This is a genomic window from Autumnicola edwardsiae, assembly GCF_031846505.1.
Taxonomy (GTDB): Bacteria; Bacteroidota; Bacteroidia; order Flavobacteriales; family Flavobacteriaceae; genus Autumnicola; species Autumnicola edwardsiae.
This window is the reverse complement of sequence record NZ_JAVRHP010000032.1, coordinates 1-25504: the sequence shown is the minus strand read 5'-3', so window position 1 is coordinate 25504 and position 25504 is coordinate 1. Positions and strand designations below refer to the sequence as shown.

At 39.7% G+C, this 25504-nt stretch carries 24 protein-coding genes; 5 read left to right on the top strand and 19 right to left on the bottom strand.

Annotated features, from left to right (window positions below; translation table 11 throughout):
* Positions 1-18 precede the first annotated feature (18 nt).
* A complete protein-coding gene (locus tag RM529_RS08050) occupies positions 19-654 on the top strand; it encodes a lipid-A-disaccharide synthase N-terminal domain-containing protein (RefSeq protein WP_311484295.1) in 636 nt (211 codons plus the stop codon).
* Here the strand turns inward: RM529_RS08050 and RM529_RS08045 are convergent.
* From RM529_RS08045 to RM529_RS08025, 5 genes are all read right to left on the bottom strand, one after another.
* Positions 644-2029 carry an MptA/MptB family glycosyltransferase gene (locus RM529_RS08045; RefSeq protein ID WP_311484294.1) on the bottom strand — a complete coding sequence of 462 codons (1386 nt, stop codon included), beginning with the start codon at positions 2027-2029 and terminating at the stop codon, positions 644-646. The two genes, RM529_RS08050 and RM529_RS08045, sit on opposite strands and share 11 nt — an antisense overlap.
* A 44-nt stretch (positions 2030-2073) precedes the next feature.
* The gene (locus RM529_RS08040; protein ID WP_311484293.1) at positions 2074-3543 is read right to left on the bottom strand and encodes a cellulose synthase family protein; all 1470 of its coding nucleotides are present in this window, start codon (positions 3541-3543) and stop codon (positions 2074-2076) included.
* Positions 3543-4247, bottom strand: coding sequence for a glycosyltransferase family 2 protein (locus tag RM529_RS08035; protein WP_311484292.1), 705 nt, complete (start codon positions 4245-4247; stop codon positions 3543-3545). Before RM529_RS08035 ends, RM529_RS08040 begins: the two co-directional genes overlap by 1 nt.
* Before the next feature lie 75 nt (positions 4248-4322).
* Positions 4323-5909, bottom strand: a complete 1587-nt coding sequence (locus tag RM529_RS08030; RefSeq protein WP_311484291.1) for a 4Fe-4S binding protein — start codon at positions 5907-5909, stop codon at positions 4323-4325.
* A 16-nt stretch (positions 5910-5925) separates the two neighbouring features.
* Positions 5926-7212 (bottom strand): NAD(P)/FAD-dependent oxidoreductase, encoded by a 1287-nt coding sequence (locus tag RM529_RS08025; RefSeq protein ID WP_311484290.1) that lies wholly within the window; start codon positions 7210-7212, stop codon positions 5926-5928.
* A 97-nt stretch (positions 7213-7309) separates the two neighbouring features.
* Here RM529_RS08025 and RM529_RS08020 point away from each other — a divergent pair, with 97 nt between their 5' ends.
* On the top strand, positions 7310-8017 hold the full coding sequence (locus RM529_RS08020) for a DUF547 domain-containing protein (protein ID WP_311484289.1): 708 nt from the start codon (positions 7310-7312) through the stop codon (positions 8015-8017).
* A gap of 101 nt (positions 8018-8118) precedes the next feature.
* Here the strand turns inward: RM529_RS08020 and RM529_RS08015 are convergent, their stop codons facing one another.
* The 7 genes from RM529_RS08015 to RM529_RS07985 all read right to left on the bottom strand — a co-directional run bounded on the left by RM529_RS08015 (position 8119) and on the right by RM529_RS07985 (position 12971).
* A complete protein-coding gene (locus RM529_RS08015) occupies positions 8119-8676 on the bottom strand; it encodes a transposase (RefSeq protein ID WP_311484288.1) in 558 nt (185 codons plus the stop codon).
* Positions 8677-8838: 162 nt separating this feature from the next.
* Positions 8839-9807, bottom strand: a complete 969-nt coding sequence (arsM, locus tag RM529_RS08010) for an arsenosugar biosynthesis arsenite methyltransferase ArsM (protein ID WP_311484287.1) — start codon at positions 9805-9807, stop codon at positions 8839-8841.
* A 3-nt stretch (positions 9808-9810) separates the two neighbouring features.
* On the bottom strand, positions 9811-10623 hold the full coding sequence (locus tag RM529_RS08005; protein WP_311484286.1) for a purine-nucleoside phosphorylase: 813 nt from the start codon (positions 10621-10623) through the stop codon (positions 9811-9813).
* A gap of 7 nt (positions 10624-10630) precedes the next feature.
* Complete coding sequence (locus RM529_RS08000) at positions 10631-11245, bottom strand: TIGR04282 family arsenosugar biosynthesis glycosyltransferase (RefSeq protein WP_311484285.1); 615 nt, start codon at positions 11243-11245, stop codon at positions 10631-10633.
* Positions 11246-11260: 15 nt separating this feature from the next.
* Positions 11261-12316, bottom strand: coding sequence for an arsenosugar biosynthesis radical SAM (seleno)protein ArsS (gene arsS, locus RM529_RS07995; RefSeq protein WP_311484284.1), 1056 nt, complete (start codon positions 12314-12316; stop codon positions 11261-11263).
* A 68-nt stretch (positions 12317-12384) separates the two neighbouring features.
* Positions 12385-12720 (bottom strand): arsenosugar biosynthesis-associated peroxidase-like protein, encoded by a 336-nt coding sequence (locus tag RM529_RS07990; protein ID WP_311484283.1) that lies wholly within the window; start codon positions 12718-12720, stop codon positions 12385-12387.
* A 71-nt stretch (positions 12721-12791) separates the two neighbouring features.
* Positions 12792-12971, bottom strand: a complete 180-nt coding sequence (locus tag RM529_RS07985) for a hypothetical protein (protein ID WP_311484282.1) — start codon at positions 12969-12971, stop codon at positions 12792-12794.
* A 600-nt stretch (positions 12972-13571) separates the two neighbouring features.
* Here RM529_RS07985 and RM529_RS07980 point away from each other — a divergent pair.
* Positions 13572-14591 carry a helix-turn-helix domain-containing protein gene (locus tag RM529_RS07980; protein ID WP_311484281.1) on the top strand — a complete coding sequence of 340 codons (1020 nt, stop codon included), beginning with the start codon at positions 13572-13574 and terminating at the stop codon, positions 14589-14591.
* Positions 14592-14732: 141 nt separating this feature from the next.
* Here the strand turns inward: RM529_RS07980 and groL are convergent, their stop codons facing one another.
* The 7 genes from groL to miaB form a co-directional block, all read right to left on the bottom strand.
* The gene (gene groL / locus RM529_RS07975; protein WP_311484280.1) at positions 14733-16373 is read right to left on the bottom strand and encodes a chaperonin GroEL; all 1641 of its coding nucleotides are present in this window, start codon (positions 16371-16373) and stop codon (positions 14733-14735) included.
* Positions 16374-16449: 76 nt separating this feature from the next.
* A complete protein-coding gene (locus RM529_RS07970; protein WP_311484279.1) occupies positions 16450-16725 on the bottom strand; it encodes a co-chaperone GroES in 276 nt (91 codons plus the stop codon).
* 146 nt (positions 16726-16871) lie between these two features.
* On the bottom strand, positions 16872-17198 hold the full coding sequence (gene secG, locus RM529_RS07965) for a preprotein translocase subunit SecG (protein ID WP_311484278.1): 327 nt from the start codon (positions 17196-17198) through the stop codon (positions 16872-16874).
* A gap of 2 nt (positions 17199-17200) precedes the next feature.
* Positions 17201-18103: a DUF8458 domain-containing protein gene (locus tag RM529_RS07960; protein ID WP_311484277.1), complete on the bottom strand. Its 903-nt coding sequence runs from the start codon at positions 18101-18103 to the stop codon at positions 17201-17203.
* On the bottom strand, positions 18103-18606 hold the full coding sequence (locus RM529_RS07955; protein ID WP_311484276.1) for an LptE family protein: 504 nt from the start codon (positions 18604-18606) through the stop codon (positions 18103-18105). The genes RM529_RS07960 and RM529_RS07955 overlap by 1 nt, the downstream gene beginning before the upstream one ends.
* Before the next feature lie 55 nt (positions 18607-18661).
* Positions 18662-19927, bottom strand: coding sequence for a sigma-54 interaction domain-containing protein (locus tag RM529_RS07950; RefSeq protein WP_311484275.1), 1266 nt, complete (start codon positions 19925-19927; stop codon positions 18662-18664).
* A 120-nt stretch (positions 19928-20047) separates the two neighbouring features.
* A complete protein-coding gene (gene miaB, locus RM529_RS07945) occupies positions 20048-21523 on the bottom strand; it encodes a tRNA (N6-isopentenyl adenosine(37)-C2)-methylthiotransferase MiaB (protein ID WP_311484274.1) in 1476 nt (491 codons plus the stop codon).
* A gap of 135 nt (positions 21524-21658) precedes the next feature.
* Here miaB and RM529_RS07940 point away from each other — a divergent pair, with 135 nt between their 5' ends.
* Together RM529_RS07940 and topA are read left to right on the top strand one after the other, a co-directional pair.
* Positions 21659-22897: an LVIVD repeat-containing protein gene (locus RM529_RS07940; RefSeq protein ID WP_311484273.1), complete on the top strand. Its 1239-nt coding sequence runs from the start codon at positions 21659-21661 to the stop codon at positions 22895-22897.
* A gap of 154 nt (positions 22898-23051) precedes the next feature.
* On the top strand, positions 23052-25504 hold a 2453-nt coding region (gene topA / locus RM529_RS07935), incomplete at its 3' end, for a type I DNA topoisomerase (RefSeq protein WP_311484272.1).

Sequence of the window (25504 nt, the reverse complement as noted above, 5' to 3'; positions counted from 1 at the left end):
AGGCATTTATATAAAAATATGAGTAACTGGATTATTTTTTCAATCGGTTTTCTGGCTCAGATGTTATTTTCTGCCAGGTTGATCACGCAATGGTTCCTGTCTGAAAAGTCTAAGAAAGTAGAAACACCTGTTCTTTTCTGGAAGCTTAGCCTTTTGGCTTCTGTTTTACTTTTTGCATACGGCTATTTACGCGAAGATTTGGCCATTATGCTGGGCCAGTTTCTTATTTACGGTGTTTATTGGAGAAATTTAAAGATCCAGGGAGAATGGAAGAACAGGAACATATTTTTTAAGGCGTTTGTAGTGATCTTCCCTATCCTTATATTGGCTTACATCATATTTTTTGGAAGGTTAAACTGGGAAGACCTCATAGAAGGGGAGCGCCTTGCACCCTGGCTTATAGGGCTTGGGATTTTTGGACAGCTCGTATATACCGCCCGCTTTTTTTACCAGTGGTACTATGCCGAGAGAAACCAGGTATCTTCCCTGCCACAGGGATTCTGGATTTTGAGTTTAATAGGTTCTTCTCTTCTACTTGCCTATGGAATTTTGCGTTATGATCCTGTACTAATTTCTGCACATTTTTTTGGAGGCTTGATTTATATGCGGGATATCTACCTTTCCCGGAATACTGAAGTTGAGGTTAAGCCGTAGATTTTTTTCTCTGAAAAACCTCCCAAATAAGAACAGAAAAAACCACCAGATATTCAAGCCCTACCAGCCACAGATTTTCCTGAAATTCAGGATTGCTATATGCTGAATAACTTAACACCACAACAAGCGTCCAGGCCAATATATACCGATAATTGCCAAAAATAGATAGCAGCAGTGGCGTGGCAAGATACCAGGGATGAATGGTTGTACTTAGAAAAAAATAGACCGAAACGCCAAACATCGTAGTTGTTATCAGCATTTTAAAATTCTCATTTCTTCGGAAAAGCGCGAAACGGATTAAAATACCAGTAGTAATTACCGGAAGTAATATTCCTGCATAACGAATAACATTAAAGCCGGCGAGTTTAAACCCTATCCACCGAAGCACATAAAAAACGCTGGCATTAAATTCGAATTTTTGGAACCAAAGACCGACACTTTGAAAAAAATTCTGAAAAAATTCTGAAGACAGAAACGGAAAAAATGTAACTGCTGCTGTGGCTATGGAAATCAGGTAAAATCCGCTAAGTTTCTTAAGGTCGATCTTGTCCAAAAAAGCGGTGCTAACTTCTTCAATTTCCTGCTGCGGCTTTATAAAGAATCTCAAAAATAGCGGAAGAAAGAGCAGGGGCAAAAGCTTAATTGAAATAGAAACTCCGAGTAAAACAGCACTGGGAATCCATTTTTTAAGATGCAGGAGATAAAGTGACCAGATAAGGAAAAAGAGCATTACGCCTTCAAAATGTAAATTTCCGGTAAGTTCTATAATAATGAAAGGATTCAAGATATACCAGAAAATCCTGTGGACTGGCAAATTCAGGCTTAGCAAAAGTTTCCTTCCGAAGTAAAGCGTTCCCAGATCGGCGGCGATTATAAAGCTGCGCATTAGAACTACAGAACCTAAGATACTCTTTCCGGAGAGCAAAGATGCGACGGCAAAAATCAGTTGATTTACTGGTGGATAACTGGTGTAATTCCCTGAGCTAAGGCTGCCCATTCCGTTTATAAGATTTTGCTTAAATTCGATTCCGCCGGGAAAAATACTTTCAAAACCTTCAGGAGTTTGCAAATAAGGATTAATACCTTCAGTAAGTAAACTGCCGTCCCAGATAAACCGGTAATAATCCTGGGATAAATTAGGGAGAGCGATTAAAAAAAGGAGCCTGAAGATTACAGCGGCGATGGCCAGGAACCAAAAATTCTGCTTTTCCAACTGAAGCAGTTTAAAACTGATAAAAAAGAGTCCGAAATAAAGGCTGATGAGCTTTATAAAATCTGTGCGGGCGAGGTCGTAAGCAAATGAAAAGTAAAAAGCTATTCCTGTAAGAAGGAGCAGAAGCGGAAACTTATGGTATTTTAGAGATTGCAGGTCCATCTGGTTTTTTTCCAGACCTCACAGGTTTCCAAAACCTGTGAGATCTATGGAATTTGTATCGATTTAAAAACCACGAATCCAAAGCCTGCAAAGAGCATTAAATGAAAAATTAATAGTCCGAAATCATTGAGTGCAAAAGCACTGTAAATAGCAAAACCAAAATAGAGAAACAGCAGGAACTCGATAATTAAATTTGCTGAAATTTTTTTCCTGATGTATTTATTGCTCTGGATTGTAGACTTAAGCGAATCGAGGTTAAACTTTGGGGTTCTTATAAAAGCTGATTTTTTCCCGAGATGGCCTTCCAAAACCGCAATTGAGTTGTGCAAAGAGAATCCCATAGCAACAGAAAAGAAGGTAAAAAACATCCCAACAAATCCAAAAAAGCTTTTAATTCCTCTTCCGTGGATTTTTGAATAGGCCACGTAATAACAAAAGAAGAAAATAACAGTGCTAACCGCAAAGAAAGCGATAACGTTAAAAAACCAGCTAAACTGCGGATTGCTATTTTTAATAAAAAGGACAGGAACACTTAATACGGCCAAAAAAAGAACGATCAGGAACATACTGGAATTCAATAAATGGAAGAATGCGTGGAATTTAGTTCTTCCCGAAACCGTTTTGCTTTTGAAAATTTTCCAGTAGTTTTTTCTGAAATTCTCGGCGGCACCTTTATTCCAGCGGAATTGCTGGGATTTTGCTGCACTCATTACCACGGGGAGTTCGGCAGGGGTTTCAACTTCTTCAAGATATTTGAATTTCCAGTTCTTAAGTTGCGCTCTGTAACTTAAATCCAGGTCTTCGGTAAGCGTATCGCCACTCCAGTTTCCGGCTTCCAGGATGCAGCGTTTTCGCCAGATTCCGGCGGTCCCGTTAAAGTTTATGAAATGATTCCCAAAGTTTCGGCCGGTTTGTTCCAGGATAAAATGGAAGTCGAGCGCAAAAGCCTGGATTTTCGTAAGTATAGAATAGTCACGATTCAAATGTCCCCAGCGGGTTTGTACCACCCCAATTTTGGGATCCTTAAAATGCGGAACGGTTTTAAGAAGCCAATTTTTTTTCGGCATAAAATCTGAATCAAAAATGGCGATAAATTCTCCTTTTGCGATTTCCAGCCCCTCTTTTAAAGCTCCGGCTTTAAATCCGGTACGATTTGTACGGGTAATGTGCTTAATATCGAGTCCTTTTTTTTGCAGTTTTCGAACAATTTCAGCAGTTTTTGCTAAAGATTCGTCGGTGGAATCGTCCAGAACCTGGATTTCAAGTTTTTCTGAAGGATATTCAATTTCAGCTATATTCTTCAGAAGACGTTCTACAACGTACATTTCATTATAAAGCGGGAGTTGAATGGTTACAAACGGAATCTCTTCAGTATTGGAAAAATCAAATACTTCAGATTCATCTACCGTTTTTATTGCTTTCAGATAATTCAGCAGTAACTGAAGCTGCGAAATGCTGTAAAAGAAAATGAGCAGCAGTGCCAGTGTATAAAGGATGATAATTGCCAAATCCATTACTTGAAGCTATATTTAAAAATCCAACTTAAAATTTTTACTCCTGCAAAGATAGCACCTTTCACGGTCCCTGAAACTTTTGAAATGCCAATGCGGTTTTTATAGTGTACAGGAATTTCGGTATAAGAAAGGTTTTGCCGGAGTGCTTTTAGCTGCATTTCTATGGTCCAGCCATAAGTTTTGTCCTGCATCTTCAGAGCCAGAAGCTTATTATATTTTATTGCCCGGAATGGCCCAAGATCTGTAAATTTTGCATTGAAGAAAAGCTTCATTAGGGAGGTAGCGAGCCAGTTTCCAAAGATTTGCGGAAATGTCATCGCACCTTTTTCACGCCACTTTTTGACTCTTGCACCAACCACAAAATCTACATTTTCTTCTATAACAGGCTTGACGATATTTGCCAATTCTGAAGGATAATCGCTGTAATCGCCATCTAAAAAAACCACAATATCGGGTTTCCTGAGCCTGTCGAAGGACTGTTTTTTAATATATTCCATGCCTTTCAGACAGGCATAGCCGTAACCCTTCTTTTTTTCTGAAATTACAGTGGCCCCGGCGGATTTTGCGTTCTTTTTGGTATCATCTGTAGAGTTATTGCTCACCACAATTACTTCATCTACAAACCCGGGCACCTCGGCGACTACTTTCCCTATAGAGGCTTCTTCGTTGTAGGCAGGAATAATAACTTTAATCAGGTGAGGCATCAAAAATGGCAATTTTCGGCATTATATATAAAACCATGCAGCAATTTTCAGCAAATAAAAGGTTTTAGTGCCAGATTACCTGCTTTTTTGATTGATCAAATCCATAAGGTCTACGTCGTTTCCTAAAAGGACTTCTTCAGAATTAATGCGGCCATCCTGAGGTCCGTTTTCAAGCTTTAGGACTCCACGTGGGCAAACAGCAGAGCAAATCCCGCAGCCTACACAGCTGGAACGAACTATGTTTTCTCCTTTTTGAGCATAGGCCCTAACGTCTATTCCCATTTCGCAGTAAGTAGAGCAATTTCCGCAGGAAATACACTGTCCGCCGTTGGTAGTGATCCTGAAACGGGAAAATAACCGCTGCTGCATTCCTAAAACTGCGGCCATTGGGCAGCCAAAACGACACCAGACGCGATTGCCGAAAATTGGATAAAACCCCACACCAATAACCCCCGAGAAAACAGCGCCTATTAAAAATCCGTACCACTCGCGCAGTTGCCCTCCATGGAAAAAGAAGATATTACTATTGCCGCTAAAATAATTGATGCTGATAATTGCCAAAATCACCACGAGGAAGCCTACAGCGGCATATTTGGCATCTTTGGCCAGTTGATCCCTTTTAAAGATCATAATAAGTGCGAACAGAAGCGTAAGAAATCCCGCCGATCCCCAAAGAAAAACATCTCTGGTAAGCCATGTTTCTGAAGGGTTTTCACTTAAAAAACTATACACGACCGCGATGGTCATTACCACAACAAACACTAAGACACTGTGAATGATCCAACGTTCAAACTTCCAGGAAGACAGTGATTTGTCTGAAAGGTGACGGTAAGGATCGCCGGCAGTTTCTGCGAGCCCGCCACAGCCGCAAACCCATGAACAATACCAGCGTTTGCCATATTTGTAGGTAAGGATGGGGGTAATTATAAATACAGAAGCAACCCCGAAGAAAAGCATAAATAAACCTACATTTCCTGCGGAAAAAAATCCTTCCAGCTTATAATCTGCAAAAAGATCGTAATTAAGCGGCCAGATGTTGGCCGGATTAAAATACGGCTGATTTAACCGCATCAGGATTTCCGGAATTAGAAACGCAAAACCAAGCTGAAAGAACATAACAGAAAAGGTACGCAGTACTTCGTAGCGGTTGTGGCGGTATTTCAGAATAAATTTATAGCCAAAAACCAAAATTGCCAAAGTATAGAGTGTTCCGTAAACAAACCACTGGCTGGCGGGTTGGCCGCTAATTAGCTGACTTAAAGGATCAAAAAGAGCTACGACTCCTGTATTTTCACCGTCAGCATTTAATCCGAGATATTGCGGAAACCAGTAGAGCACGATGTAAAAGATAGTTAATCCCAGGCCGAGAACCCAGGCCCAGAGTCCGCGGGAAGTGAGCGGCTTAAACCAGAGTCCGTCGTTTTTTATTCCGGCATGTTTGCCGAGATAAGCATCATTGGCAAAAATAATTGTGCCGGTTGCAATAAGCCCAATAGCTAAACTCAGAAAGAGGGTTTTGTTGGGGAAATTAACGTTGAAAACCGCCAGCAGGAGAATAAACAAACCGGTAAGCCCTATTCCCGAAGCCACCTTTTGGGTAGTGGAAATAGTTTCCGGCGGTTCTCCCGTGAGGGCCATATTGTGATGTATTTTGTCGCTCATTGTTTTTTTTAGTTTATTATGCCTTCACCAACTCATTCTTAAAACTTCGAAAAATCTCCTTCTCATGCCGGGTATAAAACTCAGGATCAAAATTAGCCTCTTTAAGGTTAGCCAGGACATAGCCAATGCTCCTTTTTTCATTTAACCAGCGGTCAAAAACTTCATGACGCATCCTTATTCCGAAGGTATTTATCCCGAGAAACTGACTGGTTTCGGTGTCAAAAGCAATCGTAATTGCTTTCGTGTTGTCTTTATGCTGCCAGTGAAAATGCTGTTCCTTTTCTTTAGGTTCAGCCCAGACCCAGCCATAAGTTTGGTATTCAATGTCAAAAAATTTAGCGCTGTTAAACCAGTTTCCGGGATTATATTTTATCCTGTTCCCCGTCAGCGTCTGTGCAAGCGTTTCGCCCATCATCCTTCCGGTATACCAGACGGCTTCCACAGCTTTTCGCTGGCCAATGACTTCCCGTTGCTGCGCACAATCACCAATGGCGTAAACATGGGGAATGTTGGTTTCTAAATAATTATTTACTAAAATTCCTTTGTCTATTTCCAACCCTGTATCCCGCAAAAAGTCGATATTCGGTTTTACGCCGGCGCAAAGGCCTACAAGCTGACATTCAATTTCTTCCCCGCTTTTAGTGGTGACTGCTCGTACTTGTCCATTTTCGTCCGGCAGGATTTTATCCAATTCGGTTTTATGGCGCAAAGTTACTCCGTGGGATGCGATATGATCAGAAATCATTTTCGCGTTGTTAGCAGGTAGGACGTTTCCCCAAAAAGCTTTTTCACGTATTAAAATAGTCACTTCAATTTTCCTGGTGCGCAGCATTTCTGCCAGTTCAACAGCAATTAATCCGCCGCCTATAATGACCGCATGCTTGCATTGTGCTGAGTTTTTTTCGAGTAATTCAAGATCCTGTTTAGTTACCAATCCCTGCACGCCCTGCAGATTTTCTCCCTCCCAACCGTATTTGTTGTAGACAGAGCCGGTGGCAAGAACAAGTTTGTCATAGCGCAAAGAACTTCCAGAGGAGAACTGTAATTTTTTGGAATCGAAATCTACTTTCTCTACTCGCGCCGATTTTAAATTGATCCTGTTTTTCTCCCAAAACCAGTCGGCGTAAGGCTCCAGGTGTTCCCATCTCATATGCCCCATATAGACATACATAAGCGCCGTACGCGAAAAAAAATATTCGTTTTCGTCAGAAATAACGGTGATTTCCTTCTGAGAGTGCTTCCTTATATGCCTGGCTGCAGTAATCCCCGAAATTCCATTACCTATTATGACGATGTGCTCCATATTTTTTATAGTTTGAGGAGGTTTAAAGGATGGTTCGATTCTTGAAAGTATAAAAAATTAGACGCAAAAGTTCGAATAACCTTAATTTTAAGATTTGATGAAGCATTTAACCTTTTTGATCCTGCTGTTTTCCGCAGTTCTTTCAGCGCAAGATACATCCGAATTTTTTACAAAAGCCGACAATTTTTTTCAGAATTATGTTGAAGACGGCAAGGTGAAATACGGCGAAATTAAAGAAAATCCTGAAGACCTCCATCAGCTGCTCAACCTTGCGAAACGTTTTAAGGCCAATCCTGAAGAGGAGGAGGTCTATAAAGCTTTCTGGACCAATGCTTATAATCTTTCGGTGATAGACGGTATTGTAAAAGAATATCCGGTTAAATCTCCGCTGGACATCGAAGGTTTTTTTGATAAGCAGCCACATAGCCTCGCATTACAATCTGTTACGCTGGATCAAATTGAACACGAATTGCTTTTTGGAAATTTTCCTTCAGAAGAACGTTTTCATTTTGCTTTGGTTTGTGCCGCAAAAAGTTGTCCGCCCTTAATTTCTGAAGCTTATAAGCCGGAAACCTTAGAGCAGCAACTTCAGGAGCAGACTATAAAAACTTTAAACGATCCCGCCTTTATTAAAGTAAGGGAAGGTGAAGTATTGCTTTCGGAAATATTTAAGTGGTACAAAGAGGATTTTACAAAGGACGGAAAAAGCTTTATTCAGTACATAAATCAATTCCGGACAAGCAAAATTTCCGAAAGAAAGAATACCGGGTTTTATGAATATAACTGGGAATTGAATGATTTTTAAAATTGCAAAAGTTAATTCTGATCACCAATTGTATCAAGGTTGACTTACATGAATTTAAACCTGACAGGTTTCGAAAACCTGTCAGGTTTGACTACGGTTAGTTACTCAAAAGTAATTGCTTTTAATACCTCAATATTTATCGTTTTGGAATTGCGATGAACAAACTCAAAGTTACTTTTATTGTCAAACAAATTCATGACTTCTGCTCTTGCCAAAGAAGTTACTTTAACGCTTAAAAGAGATGAAAAAGAAGAATAAGGATAATCCTGAAAATCATCAATTAGATTATGTGCTTCAGGATTGAGGTGAATGTAGACTATTAGGTGTTTCAGATAATCTTCATTCGTTACTCTTTTTCGTTTGAATGGTCGCTGAAAGAGACTTCCGGTTCTGTTATACTTTTTATTTAAGGCTTTTGTATATGCATTGAAAAGGTTCGAAAAGTTCTTTGATGGATGTATAGCTTCTTCTTTAATTCTCACCAGAATATGAAAGTGATTTGTGAGCAGGCAGTAGGAATAAACATCCGCAGCAGGTATAATGTGCTTTTTTAAAAGTTTTAGAAAATGAGAATAGTTTTCTTTTTCAAGAAAAACATCCTGTTTATCATTTCCCCTATTGTAGATGTGGTAGAAGAAATCATTTTCGAGTTTATCCATTTAGCTTCATAATTTTGTGATCATTACAATTGTAATTTAAATAAAAATCGTTTATACAACACATTATTTTGATATTCAGATGTTTAAACCTGACAGGTTTCGAAAACCTGTCAGGTTTGAGGTGCTAATCAAAAACTAAATAGGTCTAAGGAATGAAAACCACTAACAACAACCTCCGCCATCATAATGGAAAGTAGAATCGCTGATAAAAATATCATTCCTGTTTAAATCTGCCAGTGCTGCCGCTGTCTTGTCACAAACTGCCAATGGCTGGTTTTTCAACAATACATGGCCTTTTTTGTCATCAAAGTAATCCTCGTCTCCGTAATAAATTGCAGCTTTTCCAGTAAAAACACAAGGTCCGTCTTCTGGCATAGGGTCTTTAATAGCCGCTACTTCAACAGATTCTATATAAATTAACTCCTCTGTAGGATAATGTTTAGGATCGAGAATGCGATAAGGTTTTCTTGCACGTATTTCTATAGTCCCGAAGCCCACATCTGTCAGCGCTTTTATATACTCTTTAAGCGGAAGTGAGCCGCTAAGGCATAAAGCCCTTAAACGCTCGTCATTCCGCAGTTCGTCATTCATTAGCTGTTCGCAGGTAGGATCGCTCATTACCAATCTGCCATGCGGTTTTAACACACGGTACATTTCTTCCAGCGCTTTTTTAAGATCTTCGGTTTTAAAAATATTGAAGAGACAATTTTGGGCGGCAACGTCTATAGAATTGTCCGCCACTGGTAAATCCAGCGCATCACCCTTTTTCAGTTCTACAAAATCACTTTTAAACCAATTATTCTGAAGTTCGGCTTCTTCGAAATTTTTCCGGGAAGCCTCAAGCATTTCATCTACAGAATCCACTCCAATAACACCGACATTTTTTCTGGAAAAATAGGCGAATTGAAGCAGTTCCATTCCGCCGCCAACACCAACATATAAAATCTTTGGGTTGTTGGAAAGATCACGGGGATGAACCGTACTGCCACAGCCGTAATTCATCTCCTGCATGATCTTCGGGATTTTTAATCCGGGTAGTTCCCAAATGGGATTTGTAGTGCAACATAGCCCAACATCTGGAGTAAGTGCAGCATCGCGGTATACATTTCGGGTGGTTTCCAGGTAACTCATTTCTTATAAATCTTTTATTACTTCCCTAAAAAGGCTAATCATGTTAGGTTCGGCTTTTTCGGCCATAGCAATGATATCCTGGATGTTCACCGGCTCCAGGTTGTCGGGATCTCCTTCATCTGTAATTACAGAAACTGCCGAAACCGGAATTTTAAGGTGATTTGCCACAATAACCTCAGGAACGGTGCTCATCCCCACGGCATCTGCACCAATAATTTTAAGGTAGCGATATTCTGCTTTCGTTTCAAGTTGCGGACCAAGCACCGAGGCATAAACTCCTTTGTGCAGGGTAATATTGTTCTTTTTAGAAGCTTCTTCTAAAGCTTTGTTCATCACGGGATCGTAGGGCTGGCTCATATCTACAAACCTTTCTCCCAAATGCTCCACACCGTAAAAGGCGAGGGGAGAACCACCCAAAAGGTTAAGATGATCTTCAATAAGCATAATTTCACCTTTTTTAAAGTTAAGGTTTATAGATCCCGCAGCGTTAGAAACCAATAATTTCTGAATACCCAAATGCTTCATTACCCTCACAGGATAAGTCACGTCCTGCAGCGTATAACCTTCGTATAAATGGAAACGCCCCTGCATAACCACTACTTTTTTCCCTTCCAGGCTTCCGTAGATAAGTTTTCCTTTGTGGAATTCTACCGTCGCAGTAGGGAAATAGGGAATATGGTTGTAGCTCACTTCGGCTTCTATTTCAATTTCCTCAATTAATTTTCCCAGGCCTGTGCCAAGGATAATTCCTACTTCCGGAGCAGCAAATCCGCGGGAAATAAGAAAGTCTGTAGATTCTTTTATTTGTTTTATCATAATGCTGTTATTTCAGAAATTGCTGAAAAGCCGGATGATCTTTAATATCCTCGAAAGTATCGACATCATTCCTGGACTTAAGCAATTTTACCTGATAGTCTTGTAGATTTTTTAATGTGTCCTGAAGAACAGAACTTGTTCCCCATTTTTTATTCTTGAATAATGCTGAATTTAGGCTTTTCATCCCTAAAAAATAATAACCGCCATCTTGTGCCGGTCCTATTACATACTCATTCTTCTGAAGCTCAAAGAAAGCTTCTTCCAAATCTTTTTGCTGAATGTCGAACAAATCACTACCGATAATTGCAATTTTTCGATATCCATCCTGAAAACCTTCTTCAAAAGCATTTTCCATGCGCTCACCTAAAGAACTGCCTTTTTGAAGCTTTTTTTCGAAAAAAGAAGTATCCCAAACGTCATTTTTCTGAATTTCTTCGGAATAATAGACTCTTTTGGTGATTTTTAGCTCTTTTGTAACCGAAATTGTCTGCTTCAGAAGAAATTTATAGATTTCCAGAGCAATTTTGGCGCCGGTGTCCTTTGCCAGCCGGGTTTTTACTTTCCCCAGCTCCGGATTCCGGGTGAAAATGAGGAGTAAGTTGTCTTTTGAATCTTTCTGCATCGAAAATTGCCATTTTTAGGCCACTGTTCCCTGGCAACTGCTCCCTGCCCCGGCCGTACAACCGTAACAATGCTGGGAAATTAGAATTTCTCTGTTGTTAAGCAAGTCTTCGTTATAATCGCTGATGTGCTTCACTTTGCTGTTCACCTTTAAATCCAGCATTTGGTTAAAATCGCAGTCATAGAGCCAGCCGTCCCAACTTATGGAAATGGTATTGGTGCACATTACATTTTCTACAGCTGCAGGATTGTAGGCTTCCACCAGGGCATACATGTAATCTTCATAATTTTCTGAAGCTATTAAAAACTCCAGGAACCGGCTTATTGGCAGATTGGTAATAGCAAAGAGGCTATTAAAGTCAATATCGAAATCCTTTTTAAGGGCAGTTTTGAAATTCCGTTCCATCGCCTGCTGATTTGTAGGTAAAAATGCTCCGGAAGGATTGTAAACAAGGTCTAATTTTAAGCCTGTACCTTCCTGCGCATAACCAACCTTGTTGAGCATTTGTAAAGCTTTTATCGATTTGTCAAAAACTCCGCTGCCGCGTTGTTTGTCGGTTTTCTCCTTTTTATAGAAGGGCAGGGAAGAGATCACATGAACGTTATGCTTTTTAAAAAAGTTGGGTAAGTCGTGGAATTTCTTATTAGCGAGTATAATTGTAAGATTGGAACGTACAATAAAATCCTTAATTCCGGCTTTTGACGCTTCTTCCACGAACCAGCGAAAATTAGGGTTCATTTCGGGAGCGCCACCAGTTAAATCCAATGTATGTGCCCCGGTTGTTTTAATTACTTCCAGGCATTGCTGCATTGTGTCTACCGTCATAATCTCCTTACGATCTGGCCCCGCATCTACATGGCAATGCGAACAAACCTGATTACACATATACCCCAGATTAAGCTGAAGGATTTCCAGCTTTTTGGGTTTTAAAGGAAGTTTGTTGCTTTCTGCAATTTTATCTTTAAACCGCGGAAGTTCCCCATCTTTAAAAATTCCGTTGCTTAGAAATTCCAATTGTTTTACAGGACTGGAGAGATCGTCTCCTCTTACTTTTAGTGATTTTAAAGGCATACAGGATCAGTCAGTTACTTAAAAATAAAAGTGTTCAGTGTAATTCAGACGAATAACTTCAGTAGAAATTACATACTAAGTTTCTTGTACTTATTCATCATTTGGACCCCATGCACAAGTGTGGCCCCGCTTTCTATAGCAGCTCCTGCGTGTACGGCTTCCATCATTTCTTCTTTTGTAATTCCCCGTTGCAGCCCGTCTTTTGTATAAGCGTCTATACAATAAGGACATTTAACCACGTGGGAGACGGCAAGGGCTATAAGAGATTTTTCCCGGGCGGTAAGGGCTCCTTCTTCAAAAACTTTTCCGTAGTAATCAAAAAATTTAGATCCCAGTTCTTCGCTCCATTCTGTAATTTCTCCAAACTTTCTTAAATCTGCCGGATCGTAATAGGTTTTAGCCATATCTTCTTTTTGGAATAAATATAAAGGTTTATATGGAGCTCTTCGAAAAAGTGATAAGAAAAGCAACCGAATTAGCCAATTATACCTGCAAAAACGAGGATGAGAAGCACGACAACTACCAGAACAATAACTAAACCTATAATTTTTATATTACTGCTGGAGCGATTTACTTCGGTAGATTGATTTCGCTCATGTTTTTTGTCATCACGATCTGTAGGATAAGGTGCAGAATTTTTATCTTTTGTGCTCATGCTAATTTAAATTTCATTTTACCTGAAGTTAATTAAAAATAGGGAACTTTAAAAGAAGGTATAGTTTTAGAAATTAGAAGCATAATGGGAATTAACGATAATTAGGAAAAGAAAGAATAAGAATGAACTTTTTAGGAAATAAAATTTAAGGCTGGAAAGATCTCTTTTTTTTTATTAATGCTTTTGATTACCTTCCCGATGAGAATGTAAGAAACCACCAGAACAACAACCAATTAAATCATTAATAACATGTAAGCCAAAGGAATAGGTGTTGAGTTTAAAAGCAGAAGAAAATAATTTACCGCCTGAATTCTGCATTTATTCAGCCAAAAATCTCATATTAGTTAATATTAATTACGGTGGTTCGAGCTAGTTTTAGTTCATATGTCTTTAAAAGCCAAATGTTAAAAATTTAAGATCTTTTAAGCTTTAAATAACGTTTTTCCAACTAGTATTGTTCTATTAGGAATAAACTCTTCATAGAATTCCCGTAAGTGTTAGCAAGTATTAAATTTACATTTCAATCTCAGAAAAAACAATAGCTTAACAATTAAAAAAGGCTTACGGTGACCTTTAAATAAGTGGCTTGGCCTCATAGAAATGAGAATAGACGTTAAAACTTTACCTGTACATGAAATTATCCAGGATATAGCAGAATCTATTAATGCTTCTACAAAAAACGGAAGTGGAGAAATCACCCTCGAAATCCCTGAGGCACTTGGTGAGGGATTCATCAGGGGCGCTAGTTTTGAATCCGGCATAGGGCTTATTTCCTATAACTGTAAATTTTATGAGGATGTTCAAATATGCTTTTCCTTAAATACGGTACATCCTTTAAAATTCATTTTTTGCTCAGAAGGTAGCGTAGGGCACACTTTTCAGGATTCTGAAAGGATACATACTATAGATACCTACCAAAATATAATTGTTTCCAGTAGTGGCTATAATGGGCACGTTCTACATTTTAAGGCTAATCAGCGAACACATGTTTCCAGTCTCGAAATTATAAGATCTGTTTTTAGCCGCAGACCAAACCACGATTTTAAGGATCTTGATCCTACACTAACGAACATTTTTAAAGATGAGGTAGCCGGTCAGCAATTTTTCTATCAGGGGAATTACAGTATAAAGGCGGCAGATCTTATGGACGAGATAAACCAAAAAAGTTTTTCTGGGTTTCTGCGTTCCATTTTTTTGGAAGCAAAGGCCTTTGAAATGTTGGTTATTCAGATTTCACAGTACCATGATGATGAAGATGAAGATAGGTTGCCGCAGATTTTACGAAAATCAGATATTGATAAAGTAGACTATGTCGCAAAAAGGATACAGGGGGATCTTGGCAGTAATTTAACGGTAGAAGCGCTGGCCAAAGAAGCCGGAACAAATGTAAATAAACTTCAGGAAGGATTTAAGCATGTATACAATCTTACTGTAAATAAGTATATGCAGCATATTAAGCTGGAAGCAGCAAAGGAAATGCTCATGAATTCTGAAAAAAATATCTCTGAGATCGTTGTTGCAATAGGCCTTAATAACAGAAGTTATTTTTCTAAGATATTTAAGGAGAAATACGGCGTAAACCCGAAATATTTTCTGAAGACAAGGAGAAGGCAGGATTAATTTTGCTTCTGCAGGTTGAAAATTGTCATTTTTAGCTTTGCACTTTTTTTCCGAATATAATACTGATACGATCAGGCTAAAAAATAAAAACCCGCTTCTTTTACTGAAGCGGGTTTAAAATTATTTTCTGTGGCCGTGCCACTACATCATTCCTGGCATTCCACCGCCCATTCCGCCTGGCATTCCACCGCCACCGGCGTTATCTTCAGGAAGGTCGATCAAAGCACATTCGGTAGTAAGGATCATTCCGGCAACAGATGCAGCATTTTCAAGCGCTACTCTGGTTACTTTCTTAGGATCGATAATACCTGCTTTAAGCATATCTACATAAGTTTCAGATTTTGCATCATAACCATAGTTACCTTCACCTTCCAGTACTTTGTTAATCACAACAGAACCTTCACCACCTGCGTTTTGAACAATTGTTCTAAGTGGGGACTCAATTGCACGGCTTACTATTTGTACTCCGGTACCTTCATCTGTATTCACGACTTCAATGTTGGCAAGTACTGCTTTTGCGCGTACAAGGGCAACACCACCACCGGCAACAATTCCTTCTTCCACAGCCGCACGGGTTGCGTGAAGGGCATCGTCTACACGGTCTTTTTTCTCTTTCATTTCAACTTCAGAAGCAGCACCTACATAAAGTACAGCAACACCACCGGCAAGTTTAGCCAGACGCTCCTGTAATTTTTCTCTGTCATAATCTGAAGTAGTAGACTCAATTTGAGATTTAATCTGGCTCACACGAGCTTTAATAGCTTCGTTGTCTCCTGCGCCGTTTACAACCGTAGTATTATCCTTATCGATAGCTACTTTTTCTGCAGTACCCAACTGGTCGATAGTTGCATTTTCTAAAGTAAAGCCTCTTTCTTCAGAAATTACAGTTCCACCTGTAAGGATAGCAATATCTTCAAGCATTGCTTTTCTGCGGTCTCCAAATCCTGGTGCTTTTACAGCAGCAATTTTTAAAGATCCTCTTAATTTATTTACTACCAACGTAGCAAGAGCTTCGCCGTCTACATCTTCAGCAATAATTAAAAGAGGTTTTCCAGATTGTGCTACCGGTTCCAATACAGGAAGAAGATCTTTCATTGCAGATATCTTCTTGTCGTAAATAAGGATGTACGGGTCTTCCAGATCAGCAGTCATTTTTTCGCTGTTGGTCACAAAGTAAGGAGAAAGATATCCTCTGTCAAACTGCATTCCCTCAACAACATCCACATAAGTTTCAGTTCCTTTAGCTTCTTCAACAGTAATAACACCTTCTTTTCCTACTTTTCCAAAAGCTTCGGCGATTAGCTCCCCAATAAGTTCGTCGTTGTTCGCAGAAATTGAAGCAACCTGTTTAATCATTTCTGAAGAATCACCTACAGTTTGAGTTTGTTCTTTAAGGTTTGCAGTTAAAGCTTCAACAGCCTTATCGATTCCTCTTTTAAGATCCATAGGGTTTGCACCGGCAGCAACGTTTTTAAGGCCTTCTTTTACAATAGCCTGGGCAAGAACGGTTGCAGTGGTAGTACCATCACCCGCAAGATCGTTGGTCTTGGAAGCAACTTCCTTAACCATCTGGGCTCCCATATTTTCTATTGGGTCTTCAAGTTCAATCTCTTTTGCTACAGTAACACCATCTTTTGTAACAGTTGGTGCACCAAAGGATTTACTAATAATCACGTTACGGCCTTTAGGACCTAAAGTAACTTTTACTGCATTTGCAAGAGCATCCACACCACGCTTAATTCCGTCACGTGCCTGAATGTCAAATTTTATATCTTTTGCCATTTTCTAAAAATTTTTATCCTGAATTTTCAGGACTAATTGGTTAATCATTAAAGTTTTTCTGAAAAATAAAAAGAGCTTATACTATTGCCAGTATATCGTCTTCTCTCATAATTAGGTAATCTGTACCTTCAAGCTTAAGCTCGGTACCGGAGTACTTGCCATAAAGAACCATATCCCCAACATTTACGGTCATCTCGTGATCCTTTGTTCCTTTACCTACGGCCACAACTTTACCTCTTTGCGGTTTTTCCTTTGCGGTTTCCGGAATGTAAATTCCTGAAGCAGTTTGTGTTTCAGCTGCTGCAGGCTCAATAAGAACTCTGTCTGAGAGCGGTTTAATGTTTAGTCCCATTTTTAATATTATTTAGGTTAATTAATTTTTTAACTCGACTGTGGTTATTTCGAAAATTGTGCCACTACATAAAAACTGACATTTGGCAAAAAAAAATGCCAGCTTGTCATAAGCTGGCATTTTATTCTATGAAACGAGATGGTATGTTACTCGTTATTTGTTTCTGGCTGTTGTACGGGTTGCGGTACATTCATCTCAACATCTGTATCGCTTTCAAAAACTCCGGTAGATCCGGCACCGTCGTCCATAATAGTTACATTGGAAAGTAAAATAAGGACAAGTAATAAAGTAGCAAGGGTCCATGTGCTTTTATCTAAAAAGTCATTGGTCTTCTTTACGCCACCTACCTGCTGTCCGCCGCCTCCAAAGGAAGAAGAAAGTCCGCCTCCTTTAGGATTCTGTACCATAATTACCACGATTAGCAAAAATGCTACTATAACTATTAAGGCTAAAAAAATTGTGAATGTGCTCATTCTTAGTCAGTATTATTTTCTTGTAATTTCTCGATTGCCCGAATTTGGTCTGCAAAGAAACCACTTTTTTCGGGATTTTTCAAAATTAATATTTTGTAAGCCTGTATGGCTTTTTTGTAGTTCTTTTGTTCCAGATAAACCTTGGCTAAAGTCTCTGTCATCAAGGCTTCGGGGGTAACAGCGTTCCTTTCTGCCAAATTGGTTTTATTGGCAGTTTTTCCCGGCTTTATCTTTGGGCTTTTAGAAATAAACTCGTCTATAAGATCAAACTTTTTCGATTGTGGATTTTTATTTTCCTTTTGATCTTTGTCATTTGTTTTTTCTTCGGAAGAAGTCTCTCTTTCAATGGATTTTGCAGAAGTTAACCTGAGCCATTCTGAAAAAGAGTGCGATTCTGAAGCATTAAAGTCTAAAGGTTCTCCTATTTTCAGCTCTTCTTCTTCCGGAGAACTGTTGGCCGATAATTGCCTATTTTCGGGTGTCTCTTTAATTTCCGGTTTTTCAAATAAAGCAGGATCCATCACTCTTTCAGATTCCGATTGCTTCATTTTTATGGCATCGTCTATAGCCATACTCCTTTTGCCGTGCACCTCTTCAGCTTCAAAGACTGTAATTTCTTTCAGCCTTTTTTCCTGATCTTTAATCTGCTCTGCAATCTGGTTCTGATTAAATTCCGGAGAGGTAATAAAATCGAACAGCACGCTCCTGTCTGTAGTATAAGCTGCAGTTTTTTTTAAAGCCGCATTATAGCTAAAAGAGCGGTTTTCTTTAAGTCCTTTTAACCGGAGAGCCCGTGCCGCCTGGAAATAAGGATACTTTAGAAGGATTTTTTCCAGTTCGGCAGTATGTTCACGGGTTGCGTTGCCGGGGTGCTGCAGTAAATATGTAAAATCCTTTAAATCCATTACCAGTCGGTCAAAGCGGCATTAAAGATATCCTGGGTGATACGTGTAAAAATTTCGTCCAGGGCAGTTTCCAGGTCTCCGCCCACTAATTGTGTGGTAGCGGGATAATCATAATAAAAAGAGAAAACACGCTCAAAGTCCTTTTCGGGATCCAGTGTATTATAATACCTCACATTAATGGCAATTGTAAGCCGGTTTTGAGCGGCTGTGTTATTTGCGGTGGACGTCATGGGGGCCACGTAATAATCCACAATTTCGCCCTCAAAAATTAGATCTGCATTTTCATTGGCCAGGCTTAAGTTTGTCTGATTCTGAATTAAATCCTGAAGTGACAGCGTAAAAAGCCTGTCAATCCCCGGCTCCACAAGATCTGCCTGGTTCTGAAAGAAATTGACCTGAAAGGATTCTGCATCTCCCGTGTCCGCGCCTGTAAAGGAATAAATTCCGCAGGACTGAAGACTCAGCAGTAAAACCGAGCAGAGAAGGATGGTGATTTTTTTCATAAATTTTCGTGCTAATAGTGCCTTTCTAAATCAGGCAACTTAATTTAACCTTTAATCAGAGATCGTATTGCTTTATTTTTCGATATAGCGTTCTTTCGCTAATTCCCAATTCTTCGGCTGCAGCTTTTCTTTTTCCGCCGTGCCGTTCGAGGGATTTTTTGATTAATTCCAATTCTTTATCCTGCAAAGAAAGTGTTTCTTCTTCTTCAATTTCTTCGGCAAAATAATATTTATCCCGAGCTTCCTGAAGTTCAGATTTAGGGCTGTTCTGCGGAATTTGCAAAACCTCCATTCTTTCATTCTCCAATTCTTCGGCGTCTATATCTTCTTCGTCTTCACCATATATCTTCTGAATGAGTCCTTCATTCTCGTCCTGGACCTTTTTGGAATCTCCGTTTTCCATCAATTTCAGGGTAAGCTTTTTAAGATCATTCAGGTCATTTTTCATATCAAAAAGAACTTTATAAAGAATTTCCCTTTCGTTACTAAAATCACCCTCTTTCCTTTTTTCTGAAATAATCGCGGGCAAGTTACTGCCAATGTTGGGTAAATAATGCTTTAAATCTTCAGCATTTATGCTTCGTTTTTGCTCAAGCACAGAAATTTGCTCAGCAATGTTTCGAAGCTGACGAATGTTACCTCCCCAGCGGTATTTCAGTAACAGATCTACGGCATCATCTTCCAGTCTGATTGTTGGCATCTTATATTTAAGCGCAAAATCTGCAGCAAATTTCCTGAAGAGCAAATGGATATCACCTTTTCGCTCCCTTAGTGGCGGCAGATTAATTTCTACCGTGCTTAAACGATAATACAAATCCTCCCGGAATTTCTCCTTCTTTATAGACTCGAACATATTTATATTGGTAGCTGCAACTATTCTAACATCTGTCTTTTGCACCTTCGAAGACCCTACCTTTATAAATTCTCCGTTTTCCAGAACCCTAAGAAGCCTTACCTGGGTAGGAAGTGGTAATTCCCCTACTTCATCCAGAAAAATTGTTCCACCATCGGCAACTTCAAAATAGCCGCTACGAGTTTGGGTGGCACCTGTAAAAGCGCCTTTCTCGTGCCCAAAAAGTTCACTATCTATAGTTCCTTCAGGAATTGCACCACAGTTAACGGCAATATATTTTCCGTGCTTTCTATGAGACAGGGAGTGGATTATCTTAGGGATACTTTCTTTACCCACACCGCTTTCGCCAGTTACCAAAACGGAGATATCTGTTGGGGCAACCTGGATGGCCTTTTCTACAGAGCGGTTCACTTTTGGATCGTCTCCTATAATCCCGAACCTTTGTTTTGTTGCTTGTACCGATTCCATAACCTAGCTTCCGAAAGGGAGATTAATAGCCCGCTTGCCCCCTAAGGGGGAAATAAGAGCTGTGTGATTTAAAAAGTTGAAAAAAATATAACAGGTCATTTTTTACAAATTTATATTCGATTATTTTATTGTTGCCTCAATTCCCTCTTCGGGAGTCAGGTGGCTGTACCCCACGGCTTCGCCAATTAAGGTGGCGCTGGTGCAGTCACTAATTTTTACATTTACAAAATCACCTACCTTGTAATTTTCCTTCGGGAAAACGGCTACTGTACTTTGCTGTGTTCTTCCGCTCCAGTGAGCATCAGATTTCTTGGATTCTTTCTCGATTAAAACTTCTACAGTCTTTCCAATAAAAGTCTGAGTTCTATACAAACTGTGTTTACGCTGAAGGTTCACAATTTCTGTAAGTCTTCTTTTTTTGATTTCTTCCGGAACATCATCTTCAAATTTACGTTCGGCCATGGTTCCAGGTCTTTCCGAATAAGCAAACATATATCCAAAATGGTATTTAACATACTCCATCAGTTCCAATGTGTCCTGGTGATCTTCTTCGGTTTCGGTAGGGAATCCGGTGATGATATCGTGGGAAATTCCACAATCGGGGATCAGTTTTTTGATATTATCGATCATTTCAAAGTATTCCTTCCGCGTATGCAGGCGGTTCATCTTCTTTAAAATTCTGTCACTTCCACTTTGTACAGGGAGATGAATGTAATCACAAATATTCCTGTAGTTGGCCATTGTTTCGATAACATCCATAGTCATATCCTGTGGATTGGAAGTGGAAAAACGAATCCTCATCTTCGGTTGTGCTTCAGCGCAAAGTTTCAGTAAAGCTGCAAAATTCACTGAAGTCGCCTTTTGCATTTCCGAGGCATTCTTGAAGTCTTTTTTTAATCCGCCGCCATACCACAAATAACTATCCACGTTCTGGCCAAGCAAAGTAATCTCTTTAAAGCCTTTTTCGGCCAGATCGTTTACTTCTTCCACGATACTTTGTGGATCCCGGCTACGTTCCCTGCCCCTGGTAAAAGGAACAACGCAAAAAGTGCACATATTGTCGCAGCCACGGGTAATAGAAACAAAAGCAGATACGCCGTTGCTCTGCAGCCGCACAGGAGAGATGTCGCCATAGGTCTCATCTTTAGAAAGTAATACGTTTACAGCATCGCGTCCTTCTTCTACGTCATTGATGAGATTTGGCAAATCTTTATAGGCATCTGGCCCTACAACAAGGTCAACGATTTTTTCTTCTTCGAGAAACTTGCTCTTTAAACGTTCTGCCATACAACCCAGCACCCCAACTTTCATTTTGGGATTTATCCTTTTAACTGCGTTATATTTTTCAAGGCGTTTTCTTACTGTCTGTTCAGCTTTCTCCCTGATAGAACAGGTGTTAACCAATACGAGGTCTGCTTCTTCTAAATGCTGAGTAGTGTCGAAACCCTCTTTGGAAAGTATTGAAGCTACAATTTCACTGTCGCTAAAATTCATCGCGCAACCGTAGCTCTCTATAAAAAGCTTGCGGCTATTCCCTTTGCGGGGCTCTATTACCAGTGTATTCCCTTGTTGTTTCTCGTCTAATATCTTCTCCATAATACAGCAATCAATTTGGGTCTTTTGACGGGCAAAGATAGGACTAAACAAATTTATGACAAAGTGACAGTGATTTTTTTCATGTTTCCACGCAACCTTTTTCTATACCATGCATCTATTAGGAAACCAACCATCATGAAAAAGCGAACACTTCTTTCTTTTCTGCCCCTATTTCTTATATTTTTTGCAGCTTGTGAAAAAGAAGAACCGGCAGGAGAATATTATGAAGTAGCTGTGCCCATCACACAGTCTATTTCGGAATTTAGAGCTTCTGTTGAGATTCAGGAACCAAGGGTGATTACCGAAGCTGGCAAAATTTATTCTTATAAGGATTATGTTTTTGTCAACGATAAATATCAGGGCGTACATGTAATAGACAATCGTGATCCTTATGCACCTGAAAAGATTCACTATATTAATATTCCGCGGAATCTGGACATTGCTGTAAAAGATGATATGCTCTATGCCGACAGCGGAATGGACCTGGTGGTCTTTGATATTTCCAATATTGAAAATATTAAACAGGTGGAAAGGGCAAAGGATGTCTTTTCTAATGTTAATTTTAATATTCCTGAAGAGGCTGCTTTTGTAGATACTGAAAGTTTTGATCCTGAGCAGGAGGTTATCCTTGGATATTCTATGGAGAGAAGACGTATAGAAATGGCTGCACAGCCCCATTGGACAGTAGATAATGCTGCTCTTGAAAGTTCTGGGGGTAACAGCACTGGCACGGGAGGTTCTTTAGCCAGGTTCAAAATAGTTTCAGATTATTTGTACGTCGTAGACCAGCAAAACATCTCGGTTTTTGATGTAGCAGCACTTTCACAACCTCAAAAAGTTTTTGAAGAATATGTAGGCTGGGATATAGAAACTATTTTTAATCAGGACGACCATCTTTTCTTAGGGAGCACTACGGGAATGTATATATACAGTATAGAAAATCCTGAAGCTCCTTCTTTTGTTTCTATGATTCGGCATGTTTTGGGTTGCGACCCTGTGGTTGTAAAGGATGATGTAGCTTATGTAACTGTTCGTGGCGGTAATCTTTGCGGACAGCAGGAGAGCGAACTTTTAGTCATTGATGTTGCAGACAAATCCAATCCGCAGACCTTAATGACTTATGAGATGCAGAATCCTTACGGACTGGGAGTGCGGGAAGATCAATTATTTGTGTGCGACGGCGATGCCGGACTAAAAATTTATAACACCACAAATACCCCCGATCTTACTCTCACAGATCATTTTGAGGATGTTAACACCTATGACATTATTCCTTTGGATGAAGTGTTGTTAATGATCGGGGATAATATTCTACACCAGTACAATTATAAGAACAACGAAATTAACCTTATAAGTTCATTTAATCTGAACTAGTTTTTTTCCTGTTTTGGTTTTAGTGGCCCGCATCTTTGCGGGCTTTTTCGTTATAAAATTTTGAAGGTTGAAAATGTTTTGGAATGGATTATTCCAAAGATTTATTAGGTTAAAAAAAAATTGATATACTTTTGCACGAATAAATATTTGATTTATGACAAAGAATTTAGTGATTGTGGAGTCTCCTGCCAAAGCCAAAACCATTGAGAAATTTTTGGGTAAGGATTTTAAAGTAGCCTCAAGCTTTGGACATATTGCAGATTTACCCACAAAAGAACTGGGGGTAGATACTGAAGGAGATTTTACACCTAAATATATAGTTTCTAAAGACAAAAAAGATGTTGTACGGAAGCTTAAAGGCTTAGCGAAAGATGCCGGTATGGTTTGGCTCGCTAGTGATGAGGACCGGGAAGGAGAGGCTATTGCCTGGCATTTGGCAGAAGAGCTGAAGCTTGATAAAAATAAAACAAAACGGATAGTTTTTCATGAGATCACCAAATCGGCGATTTTAAAAGCTATTGATAATCCGCGAGGGATAGACTACAACCTTGTAAATGCGCAACAGGCAAGAAGAGTTCTGGACAGGCTGGTTGGATACGAACTTTCACCGGTTCTATGGAGGAAAGTGAAAGGCGGTCTTTCAGCAGGACGTGTTCAAAGTGTAGCTGTAAGGTTAATTGTAGAACGTGAGCGAGAAATTACAGAATTTACTCCCGAAGCTTCGTATAGAATAGATGCAGAATTTTCTACGGAAGAAGGTAAGACTTTTAAGGCGAAGATTCCGAAGAATTTTGAGACCAAGGAGGAAGCTCAGAAATTTCTGGAGCAAAATCTAAATGCGAATTTCAAAGTAGCAGATCTTACTACAAAACCGGCAAAAAAATCTCCCGCGCCACCTTTTACGACTTCTACACTACAACAGGAAGCTGCCAGAAAACTTTATTTCTCTGTTAGTAAAACCATGACCATGGCACAACGACTTTACGAAGCCGGTCATATTACATACATGAGAACAGATAGCGTAAACCTTTCTGATGATGCAAGAGAGGGGGCTAAAAACGAAATACTTAAGGCTTATGGTGAAAAATATGCCAAGACCCGTCAGTTTAAAGGAAAATCGAAAGGAGCACAGGAAGCGCATGAGGCAATACGCCCCACAAATTTCGAGAATCATTCTGTAAATGCAGACAGGGATCAGGAACGACTATATGAGCTTATCTGGAAAAGGGCTATTGCTTCCCAGATGAGTGAGGCTCAGCTGGAGCGTACTAATGTAAAGATTGAAGCAGACAAGCACGATAAGCAATTTACTGCAAACGGAGAGGTTTTAAAGTTCGATGGGTTCCTGAAAGTTTACCTTGAAGGATCTGATGAAGAGGATGAAGAGCAAAGCGGAATGTTGCCTGCCCTTAAGAAAAACGAAAGCCTGGAGAACGAATACGTTTCTGCCACAGAAAGGTTTACTCGCCCGCCATACAGATATACGGAAGCTTCCCTGGTTAAAAAACTGGAAGAATTGGGAATTGGCCGGCCTTCTACATACGCCCCTACAATTTCCACAATTCAAAATAGAAAATATATTGATAAAGGCTCTGTAGACGGAAATGAACGCGATTATGCACAGCTTATCCTGAAGAAAGATAAAATTTCTGAAGAAAAATTAACCGAGACCGTGGGCAGTGATAAGGGGAAACTTGTTCCAACTGCTACCGGAATGGTGGTTAATGATTTTCTTGTAAATCATTTTTCTAATATTCTCGATTATAATTTTACAGCCAGGGTAGAGCAGAATTTCGATGATATCGCAGAAGGAAACGAGGAATGGACGCATATGATGAAGGAATTCTACAAAGATTTCCATCCGCATGTGCAGGACGTTGCGAAGAATGCAGATCGTGAGGTTGGGGAACGTATCTTAGGCGAGGATCCCGAAAGTGGGAAACCAGTAAGTGTGAGATTGGGCAAATTCGGGCCTATGGTCCAGATTGGTTCTGTGGAAGATGATGAAAAGCCGAAATTTGCCAGTTTAGGACCAGATCAGACCTTGGATTCGGTTACCTACGAAGAAGCGATGGATCTTTTTCAGCTTCCAAAGACATTGGGTGAGTATAAAGGAGAGAATGTAGAGGTGAATAACGGTCGATACGGCCCGTACGTGAGGTTCGGAAAAAAATTCGTATCACTGGAAAAAGGAGAAGATCCGTTAAATGTAGATTTTAACAGGTCGATGGAGCTTATTAAGGAGAAGGAAAAAGCAGATGCTCCAATTTATGAATATGAAGATCTTCCGGTTCAAAAAGGTGTAGGGCGATTTGGTCCTTATTTAAAATGGAACGGCATCTTTATTAACGTAAACAAAAAGTACGATTTCGATAATCTTTCAGCAGAAGATATTGAAACACTTATAGAAGATAAAAAGAAGAAAGAACGGGAAAAGGTTATCCATAATTGGGAGGACGAAGGGATCCGCGTGGAAAAAGCACGGTGGGGAAGATCCAATGTTATAAAAGGAAAAACCAAAGTAGAGTTGCCAAAGACTGTAGATGCACAAAAACTTACACTTGACGAGGTAAAGGATATCCTGGATAAGAAATCCAAGAAGAAAAA